The 21,126-nt window shown below is 60.7% G+C and carries 20 protein-coding genes and 1 pseudogene; 12 read left to right on the forward strand and 9 right to left on the reverse strand.

Translation table 11 applies throughout. The annotated features are described in order from the left end of the window. The first annotated feature begins 10 nt into the window (after nucleotides 1-10). The 3 genes from MA04_RS02085 to MA04_RS02095 all read left to right on the forward strand — a co-directional run bounded on the left by MA04_RS02085 (nucleotide 11) and on the right by MA04_RS02095 (nucleotide 2,585). The gene (locus MA04_RS02085) at nucleotides 11-805 is read left to right on the forward strand and encodes a hypothetical protein (RefSeq protein WP_262459298.1); all 795 of its coding nucleotides are present in this window, start codon (nucleotides 11-13) and stop codon (nucleotides 803-805) included. Between the two features lie 224 nt (nucleotides 806-1,029). After that, a complete protein-coding gene (locus MA04_RS02090) occupies nucleotides 1,030-1,593 on the forward strand; it encodes an NADPH-dependent FMN reductase (protein ID WP_262459299.1) in 564 nt (187 codons plus the stop codon). A gap of 20 nt (nucleotides 1,594-1,613) precedes the next feature. Next, the gene (locus tag MA04_RS02095) at nucleotides 1,614-2,585 is read left to right on the forward strand and encodes an acyl-CoA dehydrogenase family protein (RefSeq protein ID WP_262459300.1); all 972 of its coding nucleotides are present in this window, start codon (nucleotides 1,614-1,616) and stop codon (nucleotides 2,583-2,585) included. A 37-nt stretch (nucleotides 2,586-2,622) separates the two neighbouring features. Here MA04_RS02095 and MA04_RS02100 read toward each other — a convergent pair whose 3' ends face one another. Further along, nucleotides 2,623-3,231 carry a TetR/AcrR family transcriptional regulator gene (locus MA04_RS02100; RefSeq protein ID WP_262459301.1) on the reverse strand — a complete coding sequence of 203 codons (609 nt, stop codon included), beginning with the start codon at nucleotides 3,229-3,231 and terminating at the stop codon, nucleotides 2,623-2,625. A 108-nt stretch (nucleotides 3,232-3,339) separates the two neighbouring features. Here MA04_RS02100 and MA04_RS02105 point away from each other — a divergent pair, with 108 nt between their 5' ends. Together MA04_RS02105 and MA04_RS02110 are read left to right on the forward strand one after the other, a co-directional pair. Then, entirely contained in the window at nucleotides 3,340-4,530 is a 1,191-nt protein-coding gene (locus MA04_RS02105) for an oxygenase MpaB family protein (RefSeq protein WP_163125289.1), read from the forward strand. 64 nt (nucleotides 4,531-4,594) lie between these two features. Further along, nucleotides 4,595-5,323: an SDR family oxidoreductase gene (locus MA04_RS02110; protein ID WP_262459302.1), complete on the forward strand. Its 729-nt coding sequence runs from the start codon at nucleotides 4,595-4,597 to the stop codon at nucleotides 5,321-5,323. A 17-nt stretch (nucleotides 5,324-5,340) separates the two neighbouring features. On the opposite strand, the gene MA04_RS02115 is transcribed toward MA04_RS02110, so the two are convergent. Next, a complete protein-coding gene (locus MA04_RS02115; RefSeq protein ID WP_163125287.1) occupies nucleotides 5,341-5,781 on the reverse strand; it encodes a hotdog fold domain-containing protein in 441 nt (146 codons plus the stop codon). A 165-nt stretch (nucleotides 5,782-5,946) separates the two neighbouring features. Here MA04_RS02115 and MA04_RS02120 point away from each other — a divergent pair, with 165 nt between their 5' ends. Continuing rightward, a complete protein-coding gene (locus MA04_RS02120) occupies nucleotides 5,947-6,501 on the forward strand; it encodes a TetR/AcrR family transcriptional regulator (RefSeq protein WP_240342726.1) in 555 nt (184 codons plus the stop codon). Here the strand turns inward: MA04_RS02120 and MA04_RS02125 are convergent. Further along, nucleotides 6,498-7,232: a Crp/Fnr family transcriptional regulator gene (locus MA04_RS02125; RefSeq protein WP_163125283.1), complete on the reverse strand. Its 735-nt coding sequence runs from the start codon at nucleotides 7,230-7,232 to the stop codon at nucleotides 6,498-6,500. The genes MA04_RS02120 and MA04_RS02125 overlap by 4 nt on opposite strands. 112 nt (nucleotides 7,233-7,344) lie before the next feature. On the opposite strand from MA04_RS02125, the gene MA04_RS02130 reads away from it, so the two are divergent. The 5 genes from MA04_RS02130 (at nucleotide 7,345) to MA04_RS02150 (ending at nucleotide 13,989) form a co-directional block, all read left to right on the forward strand. Next, nucleotides 7,345-7,881, forward strand: a complete 537-nt coding sequence (locus tag MA04_RS02130) for a hypothetical protein (RefSeq protein WP_063140282.1) — start codon at nucleotides 7,345-7,347, stop codon at nucleotides 7,879-7,881. 65 nt (nucleotides 7,882-7,946) lie between these two features. Further along, nucleotides 7,947-9,860 carry a hypothetical protein gene (locus MA04_RS02135; RefSeq protein ID WP_262459303.1) on the forward strand — a complete coding sequence of 638 codons (1,914 nt, stop codon included), beginning with the start codon at nucleotides 7,947-7,949 and terminating at the stop codon, nucleotides 9,858-9,860. Between the two features lie 133 nt (nucleotides 9,861-9,993). Continuing rightward, a complete protein-coding gene (locus MA04_RS02140) occupies nucleotides 9,994-10,419 on the forward strand; it encodes a CopD family copper resistance protein (protein ID WP_022994160.1) in 426 nt (141 codons plus the stop codon). Nucleotides 10,420-10,453: 34 nt separating this feature from the next. Further along, complete coding sequence (locus MA04_RS02145; RefSeq protein WP_262459304.1) at nucleotides 10,454-12,583, forward strand: TonB-dependent receptor family protein; 2,130 nt, start codon at nucleotides 10,454-10,456, stop codon at nucleotides 12,581-12,583. Nucleotides 12,584-12,630: 47 nt separating this feature from the next. Beyond that, entirely contained in the window at nucleotides 12,631-13,989 is a 1,359-nt protein-coding gene (locus MA04_RS02150) for a hypothetical protein (RefSeq protein WP_262459305.1), read from the forward strand. Between the two features lie 29 nt (nucleotides 13,990-14,018). On the opposite strand, the gene MA04_RS02155 is transcribed toward MA04_RS02150, so the two are convergent. Next, nucleotides 14,019-15,266: a lipase family protein gene (locus MA04_RS02155; RefSeq protein ID WP_262459306.1), complete on the reverse strand. Its 1,248-nt coding sequence runs from the start codon at nucleotides 15,264-15,266 to the stop codon at nucleotides 14,019-14,021. A gap of 157 nt (nucleotides 15,267-15,423) precedes the next feature. Between MA04_RS02155 and MA04_RS02160 the strand changes: the two genes are divergently transcribed. After that, nucleotides 15,424-16,356, forward strand: a complete 933-nt coding sequence (locus MA04_RS02160; protein WP_262459307.1) for a DUF808 domain-containing protein — start codon at nucleotides 15,424-15,426, stop codon at nucleotides 16,354-16,356. A 70-nt stretch (nucleotides 16,357-16,426) separates the two neighbouring features. On the opposite strand, the gene MA04_RS02165 is transcribed toward MA04_RS02160, so the two are convergent. The 5 genes and pseudogenes from MA04_RS02165 to MA04_RS02180 all read right to left on the reverse strand — a co-directional run bounded on the left by MA04_RS02165 (nucleotide 16,427) and on the right by MA04_RS02180 (nucleotide 20,875). Beyond that, complete coding sequence (locus tag MA04_RS02165) at nucleotides 16,427-18,091, reverse strand: class I adenylate-forming enzyme family protein (RefSeq protein ID WP_262459308.1); 1,665 nt, start codon at nucleotides 18,089-18,091, stop codon at nucleotides 16,427-16,429. A gap of 23 nt (nucleotides 18,092-18,114) precedes the next feature. Continuing rightward, entirely contained in the window at nucleotides 18,115-18,909 is a 795-nt protein-coding gene (locus MA04_RS02170) for an enoyl-CoA hydratase/isomerase family protein (RefSeq protein WP_262459309.1), read from the reverse strand. A gap of 143 nt (nucleotides 18,910-19,052) precedes the next feature. After that, a complete protein-coding gene (locus tag MA04_RS02175; protein ID WP_394356139.1) occupies nucleotides 19,053-19,670 on the reverse strand; it encodes a carboxymuconolactone decarboxylase family protein in 618 nt (205 codons plus the stop codon). Next, a complete protein-coding gene (locus tag MA04_RS21785) occupies nucleotides 19,663-19,914 on the reverse strand; it encodes a helix-turn-helix transcriptional regulator (protein ID WP_394356140.1) in 252 nt (83 codons plus the stop codon). The genes MA04_RS02175 and MA04_RS21785 overlap by 8 nt, the downstream gene beginning before the upstream one ends. Before the next feature lie 21 nt (nucleotides 19,915-19,935). Next, nucleotides 19,936-20,875 (reverse strand): annotated as a pseudogene (locus MA04_RS02180) (transposase). Nucleotides 20,876-21,126 lie beyond the last annotated feature (251 nt).

The raw sequence follows: 21,126 nt of genomic DNA on the forward strand, positions 1-21,126 counted from the left end.
GGAGCAGACCATGAAAATCGCCAAGACTTCGTTGAGCCTGGCCGTCATGGCCTTTGCGTTGACCGCCTGTGGCGGCGACGACACCCGTTACGTGGATCGTGTCACCGAAGTCCCCGGTGACACCATCGAGAACCCGGTGGAGTACATGCCCGTGGATGGCCACGTGCTGGGTTTCTGGGTGATGGACGCGGATGCCGACTGCGAGGAGTTTTGCGTCAACGATTATTCCGCCTACGGTAATCCGCTGTACGCTCTGGATGGCAACTATCAGGAACTGGAAGCCGCGCCGCGGTCGGAGGAGGGCGGCGCTGTTGGCGGCGTGTTGGGTTTCGACGGCACCTATCAGCTGTCCACCCGGGAAAATTCGGTGCTGGCCAACACCGTGATCGGCGAGGCGTTCGCTTTGCATGTACGGGCTCGCAGTGCCGCTGACCCGCAGGGCTCGGTGTTCTCGCTGGGAAGCCAGGGCGCGCTGGCCTTTGATTTGCAAATGAACGGTGCCGCCGCGGTGCTGAACTTCCCGAACCAGGAGCGTCGTCTGGTGGTGGCGTTGGGGGACGCCGGCACCTGGCAGGAGTTGTGGGTGGGCAGTGACGGCAATCACGTCACGGTGCAGCTGGACTGTGAAACCGTGGCGGAGTTTGATCGCTCCGCCGGCATGCCTATTCTTTCCAGCCACGCCACCGGGGCCATGGTCGGCGCCGCCTGGGGGAGCACGACGCGGACGCCATTCCAGGGAGATGTGGACCTGGTACGGCTGAGCGGTAGCGACGAAACCAATCTGTTCTGCCCGGAATCCGACTGAAAAAATTGCTACGAAGCCGCTGTGGGAAGCTTGCTTGCAAGCGAATGGGCCAACGCCGAGGGTCGTATTCGCCAGCAAGCTGGTCTCCCACAGTTTGCGCTCCGAAGCCGCTGTGGGAAGCTGCCTTGGCAGCGAATATGACCGCGTTTTGCTTCTTCAAGGTTTGCAGTAGCGGCGGTGGGGAGTAGATTGTAGACATTACTTCTGCAATCGGAGAGTAACGCATGCTGCGTCTTGATGTGGTGATCGCCAGTACCCGCCCCGGACGGGTGGGCAAGGCGGTGGCCGATTGGTTCTACCCGGTAGCCAGCGAGCACGGCGCCTTCGATGCCCGTCTGGTGGATCTGGCCGAGATGAATCTGCCTTTGTTGGACGAGCCCAATCACCCGAGAATGCAGAAGTACCAGCATGAACATACGCGCCGCTGGGCGGAGACGGTGGATGCCGCCGACGCCTTTGTCTTCGTGGTGCCGGAGTACAATTTCGGGCCGACACCAGCGCTGACTAACGCGCTCAATTACCTGTACCTGGAGTGGAACTACAAGGCCGCGGGCTTCGTCAGCTATGGCGGGGCATCCGGGGGACTGCGTTCGGTGCAGGCCACCAAGCCGTTGTTGACCACCTTGAAGGTGATGCCGTTGGTGGAGCAGGTGATGGTGCCGATGGTGAACCAACATCTGCAGGACGGTGTCTTTGAAAGTAACGATCATCATCGGGACAGCGCTCAGGCCATGCTCGATGAACTGGAACGATGGGCCGGCGCCTTGAAGCCGCTGCGCGCTTCGTAATGCCGAGGGAGGGAGAGCACATGTCTGATCAATCCGATTTAATGGACGCCCTGCGTTTCGCACTGAGTTCCCGGGCGGACGTGGACGCTTTGGAAACCGCCGAGGATTGGGCGCCGGAATGGCGGGCCCAGGCCGCCGAGGGTTTGTCGCCGGTGGCGCTGGCGGTCAGTGGCGGCTTTCTCTCCGACCGACTGGCCTGGGCCTTCGCTGGCGGCTACCAATCGGCATTGCGGCGGTTGTTGACTCCCTTCCGACCCCAATTGTTGGAGAACGAATGGACGATGGCGCTGTGCGCCACGGAAAGCAGCGGCAATCGCCCTCGGGATATTCGTACTCAGGTAACCGACAACGGCGACGGCACGGTCACCGTCAGTGGCGAGAAGAGCTGGACCACGCTGGGGCCGGTGGCGGATGTGTTTCTGGTGGTGGCCCGCATTAACGGCCATGAACCGGAAGCCAGGCCGGCGTTGAAAGTGGTGGCGGTGCCGGCTTCTTCCGAAGGCATTTATTTCTCGGAGAAGACGCCGCTGGAATTCGTACCGGAGGTGCCCCATCAAGCGGCGGCCTTCGACAATGTACGGGTGCCGCAAGCGGCGGTACTACCCGGCGACGGTTACAGCGACTACGTCAAGCCGTTCCGCACCGTGGAAGACACCTTCATCGCCATCGCCACGCACGCCTATCTGTTGCGCGAAGCCCGCTATCGCGGCTGGCCGGATCCGCTCATCGAAGCCCTGGCCGCCAATTTGTTTTCGCTGGGCAGTCTGGCCAGCGTGGATGCCGGCAGCCCGGCGACCCATGTGGCGCTCGCCGGCCTGCTCGGTCAGGGCCAGGCCCTGTATGGCAGGGTGACCGATCAGTGGCGCGGCAGTGACAACGGGGACCCGGCATTGCGGCGCTGGCTGCGGGACCAGCCGTTATTCCAGATCGCCTCCAAACCACGGGAGCTGCGGGTCCAACGGGCCTGGGAACAACTCGCCACCTTGTCCTGAACCCGGGTTGTCCTGAACCGGGCCCGTACCGGTCATGCTACCGGGACGGGCCTGTCTCACCGCCGAGATAGCCGACGATCATGTTGGTGAGTCCCTCGGCCACGTCTTCCTGCCGTAGCAACCCTTCGTCCTGGCTGACCTGGCGCACCATGGTGAACAAGGTGCTGTTGGCGACGATGAACATGCGCACCTGCAAATCCTCGATCGGGTACTTCTGGTGGTGCTTGATGAAATACAGCCGCGCCAGTTCCAGGAAGTGATCCTGTAGCACGTCCGCCACGCGAGCCGTGGGCAGCCGGTGCCAATTACGGATCAGCTCCAGAAACAGCCCCTCCCGGGCGTTGAGCATCTCGAAACCAAAACGGATGGCACCGCCCACCAGATCATGCAGGTTGGCGGATTCCGGCAGTGGCAGGCGTTTGAGCGCCCGTGCCACATCGTGGGCCAGTTTCTCGCCGAGGGCCTCGAACAGGGCGTCCTTGTCGCTGAAATACTGATACAGGGAACCAACGCTGACCCCCGCGCATTCGGCGATGCGTGGAGTGGTGGTGCCGTCCACGCCGTATTCGGTGATGCATTGGGCGGTGGCGTCGATCAGGGCGTCCACCATCTGCCGCGAGCGCCGCTGTCTGGGTTGTTTGCGCATGACGCTCCTCCAGGGCCAGGGTAGGCCCAAAAGCGAATTGAATGCGAATACATATTCGCATTATGGTTCTGAGTAACACAAGAGGCCATCGCCCGCAGGAGATACACCATGGACGCGTCCGTTACCCCTCGCCCGGCTCCGACCCGGGCCCGCCCGTTTGCAAAAACCCAGGGGCGCACGCCACTGTGGCTGCGATTATGGCTGGGGCGTGATATGGCGCCGAGCCGGGAGGAGTTTCAGGCGGCTCTGGACGGCCTGTGGGTAGGTGACCCGGCCATGGATGAGCTGGTGGCGTGGATGGAGGGGTATGGCCGAGGTCGCGGCCACAAGTTGTTCCAGCAGGCACTGAAGCAGGGCGTGGACAGCCTGACGGATGCCCCCGAGCCGCTGGTGCGCTTCTTCCGCCAGGTGGAAACCCGGCCGGACTGGGTGGATCCGGAGCTGCTGGAGCTGGGGGCCCGCTTCATTCATGGCACCGGAGAGGGCGCCACCTTCGTGCTCCGTGATCTGGCGCTGATGGGGGGCTATTTGCTGTCCGGTTTCAATCAGTCACTGGTGCTCACCGGGGCGCTCACCGAAGGCACCGGCCGCCGGGTGGCGCGCACCGGTCACTGGTGGATCGACTGCACCGAGGTGGGCGGTCTGGAGCCGCTGGCCGCCGGCTATCGCGCTACCTTGCAGGTGCGCCTGGTGCACGCTCTGGTGCGCCGGGATCTGGACCGGCGTGAGGATTGGGATCATGAGCGCTGGGGATTGCCGCTGAGCCAGGTGGACATGGTGGCGACCTATCTGGGATTTTCGGTGGTGATGCTCAATGGCTTGCGCTTGCTGGGGATCCCGGTGACGCCCAGGGAGTCCCGGGCGGTCATGCACCTGTGGCGCTACGCCTGCTGGCTGATGGGCGTGCAGGAGCAGTGGCTGGTGGATACCGAAAAAGAGGGCGCGTTGCGTTTGCATCACACTTTGATGACCCAGAGCCAGCCGGACTGGACCACGCCGGAACTGGCGCGGGCGCTGGCCAGGGAACCACTGGCGCATCGTTTTCCCCGTCTTCAGAGCGTGCGCCGGCGGCTGCGCTATCACATGCATCTGAGCACCAGCCGCTATTTTCTCGGCAAGGAAAAGATGCGCCAGCTCGGTCTGCCGGAGCATATCCTGCCCTGGTTCCCGCTAATGACCATCGCTCCGCGCTTCACTTATTACAGCAGTCACCGTTTTCTGCCCGGGCTGCGGGAACGGCTGCAACAACGGGGCCGTGCCTTTCAGAAAGCGGCGGTGGGTACGTTGCGGGAAACCTGATCAAGGGCGTTGTCCCAATCCGGTCGGACACGGCACACTTGGGGCTTTGTCCTATCGGGAGAACATGATGACAACAAGAACCTTTCTGATTACCGGTGCCAGCAAGGGCATCGGTCGTGCCCTGGCCCAGCGGCTGGCCGCCGCCGGCCATGGTGTGGTGGGCCTGGCCCGCGGCGCCGGCCAGGGTGACTTCCCTGGCACTTTGATCTCCGCGGATCTGAGCGACCGCGCCAACACCGAGCAGGTGCTGGCGGATCTGGCCAACCGCTTTGACTTCGACGGTGTGGTCAACAATGTCGGTGCGGTGCGCCCGCAGCCTTTGGGCGAGATCGATCTGGACACCTTCGACAGCGTGCTGGCGCTGAACCTGCACCCGACCATCCAGGCCACCCAGGCGGTGTTGCCGGGGATGCGCCAGCGCGGCTGGGGCCGAGTGGTCAATATCTCCAGCCTGACCGTGCTGGGCATGCAAGGCCGCACCGCCTACGCCTCCGCCAAATCCGCCCTGGTCAACTTCACCCGTACCTGGGCCCTGGAACTGGCGAAAACCGGTATCACCGTCAATTCCGTGGCGCCCGGTCCGACGGAAACCGAGCTGTTCCGCGAAAACAACCCGCCCGGCAGTGAAGGTGAAGCGCGCTATCTGGCCGGTGTCCCCATGGACAGGTTCGGCCAGCCGGACGAAATCGCCGCCGCCATCGAATTCCTGCTCGGCGAGCATAGCGGCTACATCACCGGTCAGACCCTGTTCGTGGACGGCGGCGCCTCGGTGGGGCGGGCGGCGTTTTCCTGACGATTACCGCCACGGCGTCAGCCGTGGCGCACATTCATGGTGATGGCCGCGGTGAACACCTCGGTGCCGTCGCTGTCGGCGATCGACACGGGTACCACCAGGTCCCCTTCCTGACTCCAATCCACCTGGCTGCCGTCCGCCACCGCGACGACATCGGTCTTTGCCTTGGCCCGATATTCCACTGTCATGCCCTTGGGAATCCAGCGCGCACCAGCGGGAATGGAAACATCGGTCATGGTGCCGGCTACCAGTTCCGCCGCATTGCACAGGGCGATGGCATGGACCGTGCCCAGGTGATTGGTGATTTCCTTGCGGAACGGCACATTGACCTGGGCGCGGCCGGGTTCCAGGAGTTCAAAACGGGGGGCGATGGTGGAGAAATACGGCGCCTGGCCGCACACCATCTGCGTGAAGGTGTCCTTATCGACGCTTTGGTACAACTGATACAACTGACTCATGACTGGCCTCCGGGGCGGTCCGAACTATACTGGTATGGTTAAATGAAGTTCTAGAATATTGTTCTAGAAAAGTATTCTTGTCAACGTATCGACGCCTGGAGAACTATGGAGTCCGTATTCGAGCGCGTGGAGCCGGGGGCCCGCCGTGCGCATAAGAGGCACATCATGAGCTGTGCGCTGGCCTGTTTCGACGAACAGGGCCTGGAAGCCACCACCATCGACACCATCCGTCAGCGGGCCGACAGCAGCATCGGTTCCATCTATCACCATTTCCGTAATAAGGAGGGACTGGTGGCGGCGCTTTATTTCGCTGCGTTGGACGATCAGCAGGCGTGCATGGCGCCGGCGATGGAGGGCGCCGCGACGCCGCGTGAGGCCGTGGTGGCGCTGATCCACGCCTATTTAAAATGGGTGACGGAACAAGCCTTGCTCGCCCGGTTCATGTTCCGGGCCCGTGCGGCAGTGGCCGGCGGCCCGTTCAATGAAGGGCTGAAGGCGCGCAACAAAGCTCGTTATGGCGCCTTGCTGGAATGGTTGGAGAAAGGCGTCAAAGCCGGGGAAATCCGGGCCCTGCCGAGGGAGACCTACGCCTCCCTGCTGATCGGACAGGCGGAAAATTACTGCCGGGCCTGGTTGTCGGGCCGAGTCAAAGGGGATCCGACCAGCCACATAGATGTTTTCGCCGAAGCCGCCTGGCGCTCGGTGGCGGTCACACCCTAGCCGAAGTTGCAGCAGCGGAAAAACTGGCTGCCCGCCATGGAGGACATGGAATCCGGCAGAGGAAGGTTGGTGACCTGGCAAAGGCCGGCGGCATCGGAAACCACCCACTTGCGACCCCGGCCGCTGATCATGTCGCTTTCCCGGAAGCGGGCCAGCAATCTGGAAAGTGTCTCCGGGGACATGTTCAGTTGCTTCGCCAGCACCTTGACGCTGACCGGCAGGGTCAGCCAGTGGCTTTTCTGCTCCTGGATCAGAGCGAGCAGGTACATCACCAGACGTTGGCCGGCATTGGCCACGGTCAGCTGATCGAAGCGGTTGACCGCCTGATACAACCGGCCCGACATTTGCTCAAGCAGATACAGGGCGAAGCGGGAATCGTTGGCGGCCAATTCGGTCAGGCCCTCTTTGTGTAATCGGTAAAGATCACAGTCGCTCTCCGCCTGGGCGGAGAGCGGATAGACGCAGGGTTTGGAAAACATGGCGGTTTCCGCGATCAAATCCCCTTCCCCCAGGACCTGATAGACCTTGTCCTCACCGTCCAGACCGGCGCGGTAGAGACGCACGATGCCGGAAGTCAGTAGGAAGAACGAACGCGCCTCGTCCCCCGACTCGAATAAATGGGCTCCACAGGGCACGGATATGGAATGCGCGCCCTTCGCGATGATCCGCAAGGCCGGTGATGTCACCCCGGAAAACAGAGCGGTTTTGTTCAGCGCTTCGATAACGGACACGACCCACCCCATTGAACTGATAAAAGTCATTTTTGTTTGAGAATCATTATCAGATGATAGGGGTTCCTGTATTCAGGAGCAAGGAACGACCTTTCATCATCGGAGAAATGCCATGAAACCGCTTCTTAGCATTGCCACGATTCTGGGGATCTTCACGTTACAGCTGGGCGCCAGCGCGATGGCCGGAACGCCCGGTTTGACCGGGGCTTATTACGGCGACTACCTGATCCAGGTCAGGACCACGGACGACAACACCATTCGTGCCACCGGCGTGGCCTACTACGACTGGGACTGGGACTTCGATAACGCGGAAATGACCATCACCAACGGTCAGGTGAACGCCAGCTTTCTGGGTATCTCGGGCATTTTCAATTACGCGCTGACCGATACCAGCGCCGGGACCACCACCATTCCGTTCACCGACAACGGCGATGGCACCTATTCGTTCAATTACAACTTCAAGGTATTCAACCCGTTGTTTGGTAACCCCGGCAAGGATACCGAAATTACGCTGGAGATCACCGACAGCGGCGGTGTCCTGATCATCGACACCATCGATTCCGATGGTGACGGGGTCATCGGGCACAACCTGCCGGCATCGCCGTTCCCAGCCAATCTGTCCATTGAACTGACGGGCTCCGCTTACTGAAAGAAGGTCTGTGAGCACGGGCATGCCGATGCATGCCCGCCACGGTAAACATCAGGATCGCTGTAATGAAAGCTAATAGTAGATTGAAAAACGCGGCGCGTTACGCCGTCGTTCTTATCGGAATCCAAAGCGGTATTTGTCTGGCCGGGACCGCGGATCTCAGCGGTACCTACATTGGTCGCTATACCTTGCATATGAACAGCCCGATTACCTTGCCGGCGGAGATTTCGCGGGCGCCAATCAACCAGTTGCTGACCAGCCCGTATGACAACACTACCCAATACAACCGGTTGGGAGGCAGCCGTTCCACGCAGTACTGGCAGTGGGATTTCGATAACAAGACGATCACCCTCGGCGGGGGATGGATCTACGCCTTGCAGACGGCCTCGCCGCCGTTTCAGTTGTTCAGCCCGGACCGGGAACGAATCGACGGGCAGCTCTTTCCGGAAAAGACACCGGATTCATCCGAAGTGACCGGCACCTTCGTGGACAATGGTGACGGCACTTACACGGCACAGTTCGCCTTGCAGATCTTCCTCGATTTCGCGGGCTATCCTCTCGGCGTGATCACCACGGATTTCGAGATACAAGAAGCCGATGATGGCACCCTGTCGATCACTACTCTGGATGGCCCCGATGGGGACATGATTCCGGGCCGCTGGCTGCCCGCCATGTTCGAGGGGAAACCCAACGCGGTGTTTCCCTTCCGCGTGTCCCCTCAATTCGAAAGCGCGGTGATGTATCCGGACGATGGCACGGACAGCAACAGCGACGGCGTTACCGATGCCCAGGCACTGGCCTATGGCGTTACCGCTGATACCGTTCTGGACATCGCCAGACGCGGCGACGTCGTCACCATGCCGATTGATGCTGACAACGATGGCGTGCCCGACCTGATCGAAGGCGTCAAAGGCGTGGGAGACGATTCCGTGGCCGCCGGTATACGGCTTCTCGACGGGCGCTTGGTGACATTGATCAACAGTAGAGGGAATCGCTTCCAACTGGGCAATGCGGTTACCGGCATCGACTCCCGTTATTTTGAATCCAGCTCGGTGGGTGAACATTTACCCCGAGTTACCGTGGACGGCGCGGAACTGAGCTACCGGCTGGGCCAGATTCAGTTCGGCACCACGGCGAAGGACACCGATTGGGACAGGTGGAACAAGGAATTCATTGAGCCGTACGCGGGGGAATACCTCTCCGCCAAGGGAGACTGGTTATTCCGCAAGGCCGACTATGAAGCGTATCGGGACAGTCTCGGGGATGAACCGACCGAGCAACAGCAAACGCTGTTGGCCCGCAAGAAAGCACTGATGGATGACCTTGCCGTCATGATGGAACAGGCCCGGCCGGCCTTCGAAGCCGGGATCAGCGCGTGGCGTGCGCAGGGAACCGAACTGTTCGGTGAAGTCTTCGAGACCGGCTTCGAAGAGTATCTCGATGATGCCGGTATCGTCGATTACATCAGGCTGGGCGAACAACTGTCCGACGGCACGGTGGTTTACCGCCTGCTTCCCGATGCACCGCCCATGCGGCTGGAATTCGCTGGGGAGATTCCGCAAGGACTCCGGTTGTTTACCGTGCGGCGTGTTCTCAGCAGCACCACCGGGGTGATCAACGGGGAGGAGATGCTGGCGCCCACCATCTGGGCCAGCCTGGCCGCCGAAGTGCCGTTTACCCGAGTCGATGATCAGACTGTCGAGTTCACGGTTTCCACCCATATGTTCGCACCCATTGATGAAGATCAGGACATTACCGTTTTGCCGGACGAATACCCCTACGAAGATGGCGGACGGCTGGTCAATCTGGTGCTTGCCACCACCGAGCCGGCCGATTCCGGCGGGGAAACGGACGGTGGTAATACCGGTGACGGTGATGATGGCGGCGGAACCGGTGGGGGGGGCTCCGGGGGCGGCGGCTCCCTTCCCTTGGGATTGTCGGGCCTGATTTCGCTCTTGCTTATCCGCCGCAAGTGGTAGGCGCCGCGACGCAGCGGGGCGCCCGGCGCCCCTCTCCACCATGACAAATATCATTGAGGCTCAGGGGGTTCGTGAGCAATGATTCGATTTCCTGACCGGTTAACGAGAGAGCATTCAATTGGAATACGGAGTATTGATCACCCTGCACCTGTTCTGTGCGATCCTCTTTATCGGCATTGTGGCGTTCGAGGTGATCTTTCTGGAGAACATCCGCCGGTATCTGCCCGCGGGCATGATGACGCTGGTGGAGGAGGGCATTCACCGAAGAGCGCGAAAGATCATGCCCTATGTGGTGGGGCTGCTCTTCCTCACCGGGATCGGATTACTGGTGAGGGTATATTGGGCAGGCTGGTATCCGCCATTCTCCAGTGTTTTTTCCACGCTTTTAACCGCGAAGATCGTGCTCGCGCTGAGCGTCCTGGTGCATTTCATTACCGCCATCCGGGCGGCAGTTTGCGGGAATATGAACTCCCGGCGCTTCAAGATTACCCACTACAGTGTGTTCATCCATATGGTGCTGATTGTGGTGTTGGCCAAGGCCATGTTCTACCTGGCCTGACCAGTCCGTCCTCTTCTCCGTGGGAGGTGGGGGGATGACCAGGCGTTGTTTGTCGTGTTGCCTGCTCGTTGCCACCACCGCTCTGGCGGCGGAGCCCAACCGCCTGGACCCGGTGACGGTCGAAGCCGGTAACGAAGCTGTGCATGAAAAGCGGGAGCAGCAACGCCGGCTCGATGACGTGCCCGGTGCGACCAATCTGATCGATCCCGCAGAGAAGGAGGGCAGCCAGGCTACTCTGGCCAGGGTGCTGGATTTTGAGCCGGGGATTATCATCCAGGAGTTCTTCGGCGGCAATGATCAGCCAAGGCTGAACATCCGTGGATCAGGGATTCAGGATAACCCGGTCAGCCGTGGCGTGCAGATTCTTTATGATGGTCTGCCGATCAACCAGGCGGACAGCTCTTTTATTATCGGTCTGATCGATCCCGAGCAGACCAGCCTGGTCTCCGTATACAGAGGTGCCAATGCGCTCCGTTACGGGGGCACCACCCTGGGCGGCGCCATTGACTTCAATATGCGCACGGCGAGGAACAGCCCGTCGTCGGTCTCTCTGGAAGGGGGCTCCTGGAACACCTGGAGGGGTAGTCTTGCCCTGGCCGAAAAAGGCGAGCAATGGGATGGCTATATACGGGCCGGATATCAGGCGTCCGATGGTTGGCGAAGCCATAGCGGCGCGCAAAGAAACACCTTTGTTGCCAACTTCGGATACCGGGGTGGGAACTGGGTCAACCGGACCTATCTCAATCTGGCGGACAACCGTTTCGATATTCCCTTTCTTCTGACCAAGGAAAGAGCCTTGTCCGATCCGGATTCGGTGATGGGGGACTACGCCGATCCGGACAATAAAAGCACAGAGGATTTTCTCAACGTCCGGGTGCGCCAGCCGGAACGGGACACCCGGCAGACCAGACTGGCCAACAAAACCACCTGGTACACGGAACGGGCTTCCCACAGCCTGGGGGTGTACGGCGAATCGATACGGGACCGGTTCAAGAATCCGGCCTGGCAAGCCAATACCGAGGCGAGCAATTTCGGTCTGGATTACGGGACGGAGATGTTTGTTCCCAATACGGACGGAACCGAGACTCGCTATCAGGTGTTCCTGTCCGCCAACTCTGGCGCCATGCCCAGGGAATACTATCTGGTGCATCCCGACGACGGCAGTCTGGAGAGGCGCTTCGCCGATCTCGATTTGCAGGCCAGCAACGTGGTCGGAGGAGCGCAGGTCAATTATCCCCTGTCCCGACGGTGGCAGGCGGTGGCCGCGTTTCAGTATGCGTGGCACCAACGGAACGTCGATGATGAGAGAGCCCCTGGCCTGCTCGACAGCGAGCTGACCTATCGCGCTCTCAATCCAAAGCTTGGACTGATTTATTCGCCCTCCGCCGGTACGCATTACTACGCCAATGTGAGCCGGAGTTCGGAAGCGCCCACCTTCTGGCAATTGGTGGATCTGGGGCCGGGGTCGGTGCCGGCGTCGCCGGCGAGCCTGTATCTGATGACCAAGCCCCTCGAAATGCAAATGGCGAACACCTTTGAAGTGGGTACCCGGCGGATTGCCGGCTCCTTCGCCTGGGAAGGGGCGTACTTTTATTCGCGGGTCAAGGATGAGCTGATCGCGGAGGTGCAGAACTTCGCCATTGACGGCACCACGGTGAACTACGATCACGATACGGTGCATCAGGGTGTTGAACTGGCGGTGAGCGCCCGGAGCGAGCGCGGGCTGCTCCGCTCCGGAGACTGGCTCTCCGTGCGAGGGGTCTACAACTACAGCGATTTCCGTTTCCATGGTGGGCGGTATGACGGTAAGCGGATCGCTGGGATTCCAGTCCATCTGGTGACCGCCGAGCTGGGTTATCACTGGTCACCGCGGCTCGGCTTGACACTGTCCGCCCGTTGGCAGCCGCAAGACACCCACGTCGATCACTACAACGCGGGACTGAAGCAGGACCGCTATCTGCTTCTCGGTGCCGCTTTGTCATATCGCCCGACGCCGTCCTGGGAGTGGTTCCTGGATCTGCGCAATCTCACCAACGAGATCTGGCAGACGGCCTATGTGGTGCGTGGGCTGTCGGCGGAAGATCCCGAGTCCAGCCTGACCGCTCCGACCTTCGTGCCTGGCGCGAAATTTCACGGCTACGCCGGAGTGACCTACCGATGGTAAAGGGCCGGTGTGGCGGGTCCCCGATACGGAACGAGGAAGGGGGTAGTATGAAGTTGAAGGCCGCTTTGGTGGTCACGGCACTTTTGATGTCTGGCAGCGCGGTGATGGCCGGGACTCCCGGTTTGACCGGCGTCTACCATGGCCAGCATCTGCTCACAATGCGTGGCTGTCCCAGCGCTTGCCTGGCCGGCAGTGAGCTGGTGCTGGGCAAAGGCATTCAAAATGCTGACTGGAGCTGGAATTTCGATGAAGGTTGGGTGCTGATTCGCGGTACCACCCTGACCGTGGGATTTGATTATGAGTTTCAGTCCATCGGTAATCAGGGGGAGGGTGATAATCGTATAACTGCCGATCTTATCGATAACCAGGATGGTACCTACACCACCTACCACGGTTTTCAGATCTATAACCCGAATGTGGGCAATCCTCGCACCGATACCAGCACCACTTTCGAGATCACCGAGGATCCGGACAATCCGAATCTTATCGTGATTACTACCGTGGATAACGAGCCGGGTGGCGTGCCCGATGGGATTCCCGGCACGCAGATCGTGGGGGTTTTCCCGATGACCGTGCAACCGGATTTCGAGGGCAGTGCCCGCCTGGAGGGTAGTAGCAGTGGCGGTGATGGCATCAGCGACCAATTGAAGGAACAGTTGGGACTTAATCCGGATGCCGATAACGCGGATACCGACGGTGATGGCCTGCCCGATGTGGATGAACTGGGGGCGGATCCGGAGAATCCGGTGGACGCGGATGCGGATGGTGTCATCGATGCCCTGGAGCCTGGCGCGGCGGCTCAGGATCCCCAGTTGGTAGCCGGCGTGGCACTGCTCGACGGTATACCGGGACGGCAGGTGACCGGGGACGCCTTGTCGGGCACCACCGCCGAGGCTTCCGTGGGCGAGCCCTGGCGCTTTACCAGCGTCGCCACCGGCTATATGTCCCTGGCCACGGACCCGGACGGAGACTCCGCGATTCCTGATACCACGCGCGGCGATGCCGGGCTGGAATACCAATACGGATTCATACGGTTTGACTTGCAGGTAAGCGCCGTGACAAGCGATCCGCTGACAGTGCGCCTCACCTTCCAGGCACCGCTACCGGAGTCTTCGCGTCTTCTGCTGTACGCCGCCCAAGCCATCGATGGCAATGAACGCTATCAATTAATGGCGTCCGATGCGTATCAAAGACTCGACGATCATACGTTGGAGATCCGCTTGTATGACAATGGCCCCTGGGATCTGAACCCGGTGGCCGGTGTTCTGACCTTCGGCGTGGCGCCGGTGGAAAACACCCTGGGAGGTCACCAAGAGAGCTCGGGCAATGGTGGCGGCATCGGTGGGGCCGCTCTGGCGTTGCTGGCTCTCCTGGCGGCATGCAGACGAAGGGGCGCCGTCCCGTGAAGCGGCCGCCCTGAGGGCGGCCGTCTGGCTCAGCGTCCCGCTGGCAAATGCCGCTGTGCCCAGACCATGGCGGCCGGACGTGACACCGGCACGGTGATCTGGTGGCTGGTGTAGGCCGGGTCCTGGTTCTCGATGTGGTAGGTGCGGTATTCCACATCCAGACCCAGGGACTGGTAGCGGGCCACCATTTTGTCCGTGAGGGGTTTCAGTACGGCCTTGTCGTCATCGGATTGCAGAATCAACAGCGGCACTGACGGGCGCAGATTCTCGGTGTCCTCCAGGCTGGCCACGGCCTCGACCAGCGGTTGCCAGCTCGCTTCCAGATTGCTCAACTCTCTCACCGTCAGGGTCCAGCCATCCTCGCCGCGCATCTCGCCGACGCATCGCTCATCCACCTGTTTGATTCTTTTGCGACCCTCTTCGGTGAGCAGGGTGGACAGATCCGCCTTGGGGGTGGCGGCGGTGATGCCGACCAGCATCAAGGCGCCGTAAGGGTTCGACTTTATCTCCGGATGCGCCAGGGCATACTTGATCTGAGCGCTCAGGTGAGAGGCCGGAGAAATAGCAATGGCGCCGGTGAGGTTGAGCTCCGGGGCGTATATCGGACCCAGATAAGCGGTGTAGAGCGCCGCCTGGCCGCCCTGAGAGTGCCCCATGACCAGCCAATCCCGGCTCAGATCCGGCGTCAGTTGGCGGGCGGCGCGGACCATGTCGATGGCGCCCCGGGCTTCCGCTTCGCCCACCAAGTAGGGATGGACGCCCGGTGTGCCCAGTCCCTGGTAGTCGGTTTTTACCACCGCGTAGCCTCGCTGGACCCATTGATCCAAGGTCTCGTTCATCAAATCCACATAACCCCGTGCAGGATAGTCGTCGTCATTGCGCGAAGGGGCGCAACGGTCGGCGATGCCGGTGGTGCCGTGGGTCCAACTGATCACTGGCCAACCGCCCTCCGGAGGCGCGCCTTTGGGAATGGCGATAGTGCCGCTTACGGCGATGGCGTTGCCGTCCAGATCGGTGGAGCGGTATAGCGTCAACCAGTTTTGCGCCGCGCTGGGCAGGGCCGCGTTGTTATCCAGTGCCCGGGCCCGGATCAGATCGCCGTGATGACCTTCGGGCAGGGGGGAGGGCGGTGTGTAGAAATCCAGTCCGGCCGGGCCCTGGGCGATTTCCATGGATGCCGGTGGCGCGTCGCTGTCGGATAAATGGGCGCAACCGGTCAGCATGGCGACGGCGCCAAGCATAGCCAGCCGGTGACGGCGAACAGGGAAAAAGGCCATGGTTGTTCTCCTTATAGGGAAACGGAACCTGGCGAATCTGGCATGGACAGTCGGTCCGGCCAAGTGCAAAACACGACGAATTGGAGACCCGCGGGTTTGCGGTATAAGGGTCGTCCCGTGTATTTTCTTGCGTTGGCCCGTCCCCAAGGAGAGAAGTATGGCAGGAACCAGCTTGCTGGCGTTGATCGATGACATCGCCACGTTGCTCGACGATGTATCTCTGATGACCAAGGTGGCGGCGAAGAAGACCGCCGGCGTGCTGGGGGATGACCTGGCCTTGAACGCCGAGCAGGTATCCGGCGTGCGCGCCAATCGGGAGTTGCCGGTGGTCTGGGCGGTGGCCAAAGGCTCTCTGCTGAATAAGGTGATTCTGGTGCCGGCGGCGTTGCTGATCAGCGCCTTCGCGCCGTGGGCGATCACGGTGTTGTTGATGATCGGCGGGGCTTATCTGTGCTATGAGGGTGCCGAGAAGGTCCTGCATAAGTTCCTGCACAGCAAGGACGAACACAGTCGGGAGGAGCGGCTCCAGGCGTTGCAGGACGCCAAGGTGGATCTGGTGGCCTTCGAGAAAAAGAAAATCAAAGGGGCCATTCGTACCGACTTCATCCTCTCCGCCGAAATCATCGTGATCTCCCTCGGCGCCATGCAAAGCGCCAGTTTCGGAGTGCAGGTGATCTCTCTCAGTACCCTCGCCTTGCTGCTGACCATCGGCGTGTACGCGTTGGTGGCAGGCATCGTCAAGTTGGACGATGCCGGCCTGTTGCTGATGAAAACCCCCACGGATCGTTTCGCCGCTTCGGCCCGCATTGCCCTCGGCCGAGGGCTGCTGACGATGGCCCCGTGGCTGATGAAAACCCTGTCGGTGCTGGGCACCATCGCCATGTTCCTGGTCGGTGGCGGCATTCTGGTTCACGGTATTCCCGGTTCCCACGACTGGGTGCATCACCTCGGCGAACTGGCTGGGGCGGTATCCTGGGCGATACCGGTGCTGGTGAATCTGATTGGTGGATTGATCGCCGGCCTCATCGTGTTGGCGGTGGTGAATCTGGTGGGGCGCTTGCGGGGCAAAAATGAGGCACAGGCCCACTAGCCGCTTATCGAAAAAACGAGCGGCCCGGGACTCTGTTTAGTGAATGGCCGAGCACCCAAGGGGGCCGCTCTTAGCGTTTGCCATGGCTATCGCCGAGAGCCTCCCGGGCGCGTTGCTGAAGCTGTTTGAAGTCGATTTTCCCTTCCGCCGTCACCGGCCACTCTCCACTCCAGGGCAGAAAATCCTTGGGGATTTCGTAGGCGGCCATGCGCCCTTTGCAGGCCTCGCGAAGTTCCGGTGAGGGCGGCAGCGGTTGCTCATCGCGGGTGCGCACGAAGCTGACCACCCGGGTGCCCCAATAAGCGTCGTTGATACCCACGGTTTTGACGTCGTCGAACAGATCCTCGAAAAGCTCCAGCAGATCCGTGGTTACCCGTGTGGTGGAGACGTTTTCGCCACCGGACTTGACCACGCCGCCAAGACGGCCCAGATAGGTCAGATAGCCGTTGTCCAGATGCCCGTAGTCACCGCTGTGGAAATACCCTTCCTGGTCAAAGGCTTTGTCCACTTCCTCGGGTTGCCGGTGGTAGCCCTGGAACAGATAGGGGCTTTTATAGCAGATCTCACCGGCCTCGCCCTGGGCCACGCGGGCACCGCTGTCGATGTGTTTGATCACCACCTGCACGCCTGGCAGCGGACGCCCGTGGGTGTATTTGTTCACCGCTTCGTCCACGCACTCATGGTCCGCCAGAGACACCAGCGGGCCGTTCTCCGTTTGTGCATACAGATTGTTGATAGTGGCGCCGGCCGGGCACATATCGCGCACCAGATCGTAAGTACGTGGCTCGCCCGCCAGGATCGCCTTACTGATAGTGAACTGTCGTTTTTCGAAATCCGGTTGCCGGCGCAGCCCTTGCCAATGGGCGTCGAAGCCAAAAGTGCAGGTGCATTGGTGCTGCTCAATCAGGTCCAGCGCTTTGGCCGGATCGAAACCATCCATCAAGACCAAAGTGGTGCCGGCATAGGCCAGGTTCATGTTGAGCGCGAACAGACCGCTGTTGTGATAGAACGGCGCCAGACAGATGAAGCGGTCCTGTCCGGTGATGCGCAAATTGCGCGCGCCGAAGTGGGCGGTGGCCAGGGGCGGGCGATGATCCCACAACGCGCTCTTGGATAAAGAGGTGGTGCCGGAAGTCTGGCACATGAACTGAACGTCGGTGGCCCGGCACTGGTCCTGACGTTGTTGTAGCGTGGTGCGATTGGCCGGCCGGGGCAGATCTTTGACGTCGAGATAACCGGGTGGCACGGGGCCGTGCCGGCCCACGCAAACAACCTGCTTTAGAGAAGGCAGGGAAGGGTAGCTCATCTCCGGCTCGAATGTCAGATCCGGCAAGGCACCCTCCAGCAGCGCGAGGATGTCCCGTGGCCCCTGGCGATCCACGGCGACGATTAACTTGGGCTGATTACGCTGCAACACGCCCTGCAATTCCATTGTGCCCCAGAGCAGATTGAGCGGATTGACGACCGCTCCGACTTGCAGGGTAGCGAAGTACAGCACCGCGAATTCAGGTGTGGCGCTGGGCAGGGTGGAGACCACGTCGCCCTTGTCGATGCCCAATTCCAGAAGACCCTGGGCCATGTCCTGAACCTGATCGAACAGCTCGCCAAAGCGAAGGGGCTGCCCCTCGAACAGAATCGCGGGCTTGTCCGCGTGAGCGCTGCAGGTTTCGGCGAACAATTGGGAAACGGTGCGGTGATACCACTGATGACTATGCAAACGGTGCGGCAGCAGCATGATGGGCTCCTCGGGGCCGGATATTAGCGGGCCTGTTTGAATCGGGGTGGCCGTTTTTCCATGAAGGCACGGACACCTTCGCCGGCTTCGCGGCCCGCGCCGCTGACCACCATGGCGTAATGTTCCCGCTCCAGTTGGTCTCGCAGTGAGTGGCGGGCGGCCTGGTCCACCAGCGTCTTGATCCGGCCCAGGGCACCGGTGGCGCCCGCCGCCAGAGAACGCACCAGCTTCGCCGCCGCCGGCATCAACTGGTCGTCGTCGTACACGTCCAGCACCAGCCCGGCGGAGAGGCACTGCCGCGCGGTGAGGGGCTCATTGGTGAACAGGATGTGTTTGGCGCGCATCGGCCCCGCCAGCCTCGTTAGTGCCCAAGACACACCCACGTCCGGGCTCAGGCCGATGGCGGAGTAACCGCCGCGCAGTTTCATCGATGACGACGCCAGCACCAGATCGGCGCATAACGCTACGCCGATACCGCCACCACCAAGGGAGCCGTTCACCGCGCTGACCACCGGCACCGGCAAGGTGCTCAGGGTATGAATGGCCCGGTGCAGTGGCGGAATACCCCGGTCCATCAGCCCGGCCAGATCGTCGCTGGCGACAAAGCCGCTGATGTCGCCACCGGCGCAAAAATGCGGCCCCTTGGCGGACAGCAACACCGCGGACACCTGGCCCTGGCCACAAGCCCGCGCCAGGGTTTCCACCGTTTCGATGAACGCCGCCGACATTTCGTCATTGAGCACATTGGCCTGCTCCGGCCGGTTCAAGGTGACGTAGGCGACGGCGTCGCGGATCTCCAGCAGGATCGGAGGGGACATGGGGATTCCTGATCGGTGGAAGGTGCCGATCAGTGTAGGCAGCGGTTGAGACTGGCTTCTTGTGTTAAATGGCTATGGGGCCCCTGTTGGGAACGTCCAGCGCCGCTGCAACGCATCCACTCGGGGCTTCCAAGCGCCAGGCCCTAGCTCAGGCGCCTGAAGAACGCCTGGATAACGTCTTCGATGGCGGGTTCCACCTCGATGCCACTGTTGATCAGGACGCCGGCGATCATCTCATAATGGCCGGTCAGCATGACCAGTTCGACCATTTCCTTGTCGCTATAGGACCGCGATAGCGCCTCCCAGGTGGTCTCATCAATCAATTTGCACTGGCGGAGCTGATCGCAGGCGCGCATCAGCAGCCGGTCATGTTCGACCCCAATGCTGTCCTCGAAAAGGGTTGTCGCGACAATCTCGTCGTCCCGTACGCCGATACGCAGGGCGATTTCCAGGTGTTGCGCCCATTCATAACGGCTGCGGCAATTCCAAGCCACCCGAAGGATGATTTTTTCACGAACCGGGGCCGGCAATCGCCCCCATGGCATGAAACGGGAAGCGAAGCATAACCAGCCCCAGAACAGGCGGGGATTGCGGTGTATCAACGGAAAGACATGGGGCAATTCCGCTCGCCCGAAAGCTCGGGACGATAAGGACATCAAGCGAAAAAAGATGCCCTGCTCGGCGGAAGGAGGAGGTGGAAGCCGTACGCGTGAAGGGGTGGCCCAGCCCTGTTCCGGCTCAAGGAGATCGCGATCAATCATTGTGGAGTCCCTTACGGTACCGGTCCGGCGTGGTGCCGGTGTGTTGTCGGAACCAGCGAATAAATGATTGGCGTGATTGCAGGCCAATTCTGGCGGCCAGAGTATCGAGGGGCGCATTGCTTTCGCGGAGCAGAGTCCGAGCCCGCTCGAAGCGGACCCCATCAAGCACATCACGGAAGCGGGTGCCTTCATGGCTCAGCTCCCGGTGCAGGGTGCGTTCACTGACACTGAGTTGTTGAGCGATCTCAGTTACGGATTGTAGTGGTCAATTAATTCCGGACAGTGCTTTAGGTTTTTCCTCGGCCACCACCGGAGAGACCCCGCTGTTGTAGCTGTGGGGCCTGTGATGATTGTAGTACCCTATCAGGTAATCACCGATATCTTTCTTTGCCTCAGGCAAGCTGTGATAGCCCATCGCGGGCACCCACTCTGACTTGAGGCTCCGGAACAACCTTTCCATGGGCGCATTGTCCCAACAGTTGCCCCATCGGCTCATGCTTTGCTGCATCCGGTAGCGCCATAACCGCTGTCGGAACGTTCGGCTGGCGTATTGTCTCCCCTGATCCGAGTGGAACATGACCTTTTCGGGCTCACCACGCTGTTCCCAGGCATGATCCAGAGCCTTCACCACCAGATCAGCCCCAGTTCCCGCATTAGACTACGCACCTTGAAACGGCCAATTTCCACGTCCTGTTCATTGAACACCCCTTGTATCATGCGGCTTCCCGCCGAGCTGCGGCTCTGATTGAACACGCGACTCACCTTGGCTTTCAGGGCCACACGATGCGCATCAATATGATGACGCCGCTTACGGTGCTCGTAGTAACCGGAGCGATGCACATTAAACGCTGAACAGACCAATTCGACAGGTTCTCGCTCACTTAACTGGTCGATCAGCGCGTACCATTCCAGTCGTCCGACATCAAGAGAGCGGTAGCCTTTTTTAAAATGTTCTTTTCTCGCTTCAGGCGTTCGCAGCGCGCCTCCAGCTCTTGTATGCGCCGTTGCTCGGGGGGGGGCAGAGCCTCACTTTTGGGTGTCACTCCCTGGCGTTCCGCTTCAAGCTGTTTGACCCAACGCCGAAGTACGCTCTTGACCACGCCAAGTGAGGCACTGGCCTGGGGAACCGTGTAGCCTTGATCCAGCACCAAACCGGCAGCTTCTTGTTTGAACTCAGCAGTAAAGGAACGTCGTTTTCTGGTCATCTGACACCTCGTTTATGGTGGCGATCTTACCACCTACATCGGTGTCCGGAATCATTGAACCACTACAAAGCTCACCAGCCCCGGTCTGGATGAAAACGACAATGTAGTTTTTCCTGGTGGTAATGCCTGATACGCAGGGCGGGACCCAAGTTAGAAATACTGCAACTTTGCTCCCGGATTCGGATGGCCAAAGAACCTTCGGTGTTTTCAAAAGCCTGGGAGCAAACTCTTCATTGACAGCTGTGGATATG

It is taken from the genome of Alloalcanivorax balearicus MACL04 (genome assembly GCF_025532145.1).
Taxonomy (GTDB): Bacteria; Pseudomonadota; Gammaproteobacteria; order Pseudomonadales; family Alcanivoracaceae; genus Alloalcanivorax; species Alloalcanivorax balearicus.

What these genes read in the sequence shown, in the direction of transcription:
- MA04_RS02085 (WP_262459298.1), top strand. Translation starts at nt 11, where the DNA reads ATGAAAATCGCCAAGACTTCGTTGAGCCTGGCCGTCATGGCCTTTGCG.
- MA04_RS02090 (WP_262459299.1), top strand. Translation starts at nt 1,030, where the DNA reads ATGCTGCGTCTTGATGTGGTGATCGCCAGTACCCGCCCCGGACGGGTG.
- MA04_RS02095 (WP_262459300.1), top strand. Translation starts at nt 1,614, where the DNA reads ATGTCTGATCAATCCGATTTAATGGACGCCCTGCGTTTCGCACTGAGT.
- MA04_RS02100 (WP_262459301.1), bottom strand. Translation starts at nt 3,231, where the DNA reads ATGCGCAAACAACCCAGACAGCGGCGCTCGCGGCAGATGGTGGACGCC.
- MA04_RS02105 (WP_163125289.1), top strand. Translation starts at nt 3,340, where the DNA reads ATGGACGCGTCCGTTACCCCTCGCCCGGCTCCGACCCGGGCCCGCCCG.
- MA04_RS02110 (WP_262459302.1), top strand. Translation starts at nt 4,595, where the DNA reads ATGATGACAACAAGAACCTTTCTGATTACCGGTGCCAGCAAGGGCATC.
- MA04_RS02115 (WP_163125287.1), bottom strand. Translation starts at nt 5,781, where the DNA reads ATGAGTCAGTTGTATCAGTTGTACCAAAGCGTCGATAAGGACACCTTC.
- MA04_RS02120 (WP_240342726.1), top strand. Translation starts at nt 5,947, where the DNA reads ATGAGCTGTGCGCTGGCCTGTTTCGACGAACAGGGCCTGGAAGCCACC.
- MA04_RS02130 (WP_063140282.1), top strand. Translation starts at nt 7,345, where the DNA reads ATGAAACCGCTTCTTAGCATTGCCACGATTCTGGGGATCTTCACGTTA.
- MA04_RS02135 (WP_262459303.1), top strand. Translation starts at nt 7,947, where the DNA reads ATGAAAGCTAATAGTAGATTGAAAAACGCGGCGCGTTACGCCGTCGTT.
- MA04_RS02145 (WP_262459304.1), top strand. Translation starts at nt 10,454, where the DNA reads ATGACCAGGCGTTGTTTGTCGTGTTGCCTGCTCGTTGCCACCACCGCT.
- MA04_RS02150 (WP_262459305.1), top strand. Translation starts at nt 12,631, where the DNA reads ATGAAGTTGAAGGCCGCTTTGGTGGTCACGGCACTTTTGATGTCTGGC.
- MA04_RS02155 (WP_262459306.1), bottom strand. Translation starts at nt 15,266, where the DNA reads ATGGCCTTTTTCCCTGTTCGCCGTCACCGGCTGGCTATGCTTGGCGCC.
- MA04_RS02160 (WP_262459307.1), top strand. Translation starts at nt 15,424, where the DNA reads ATGGCAGGAACCAGCTTGCTGGCGTTGATCGATGACATCGCCACGTTG.
- MA04_RS02165 (WP_262459308.1), bottom strand. Translation starts at nt 18,091, where the DNA reads ATGCTGCTGCCGCACCGTTTGCATAGTCATCAGTGGTATCACCGCACC.
- MA04_RS02170 (WP_262459309.1), bottom strand. Translation starts at nt 18,909, where the DNA reads ATGTCCCCTCCGATCCTGCTGGAGATCCGCGACGCCGTCGCCTACGTC.
- MA04_RS02175 (WP_394356139.1), bottom strand. Translation starts at nt 19,670, where the DNA reads ATGATTGATCGCGATCTCCTTGAGCCGGAACAGGGCTGGGCCACCCCT.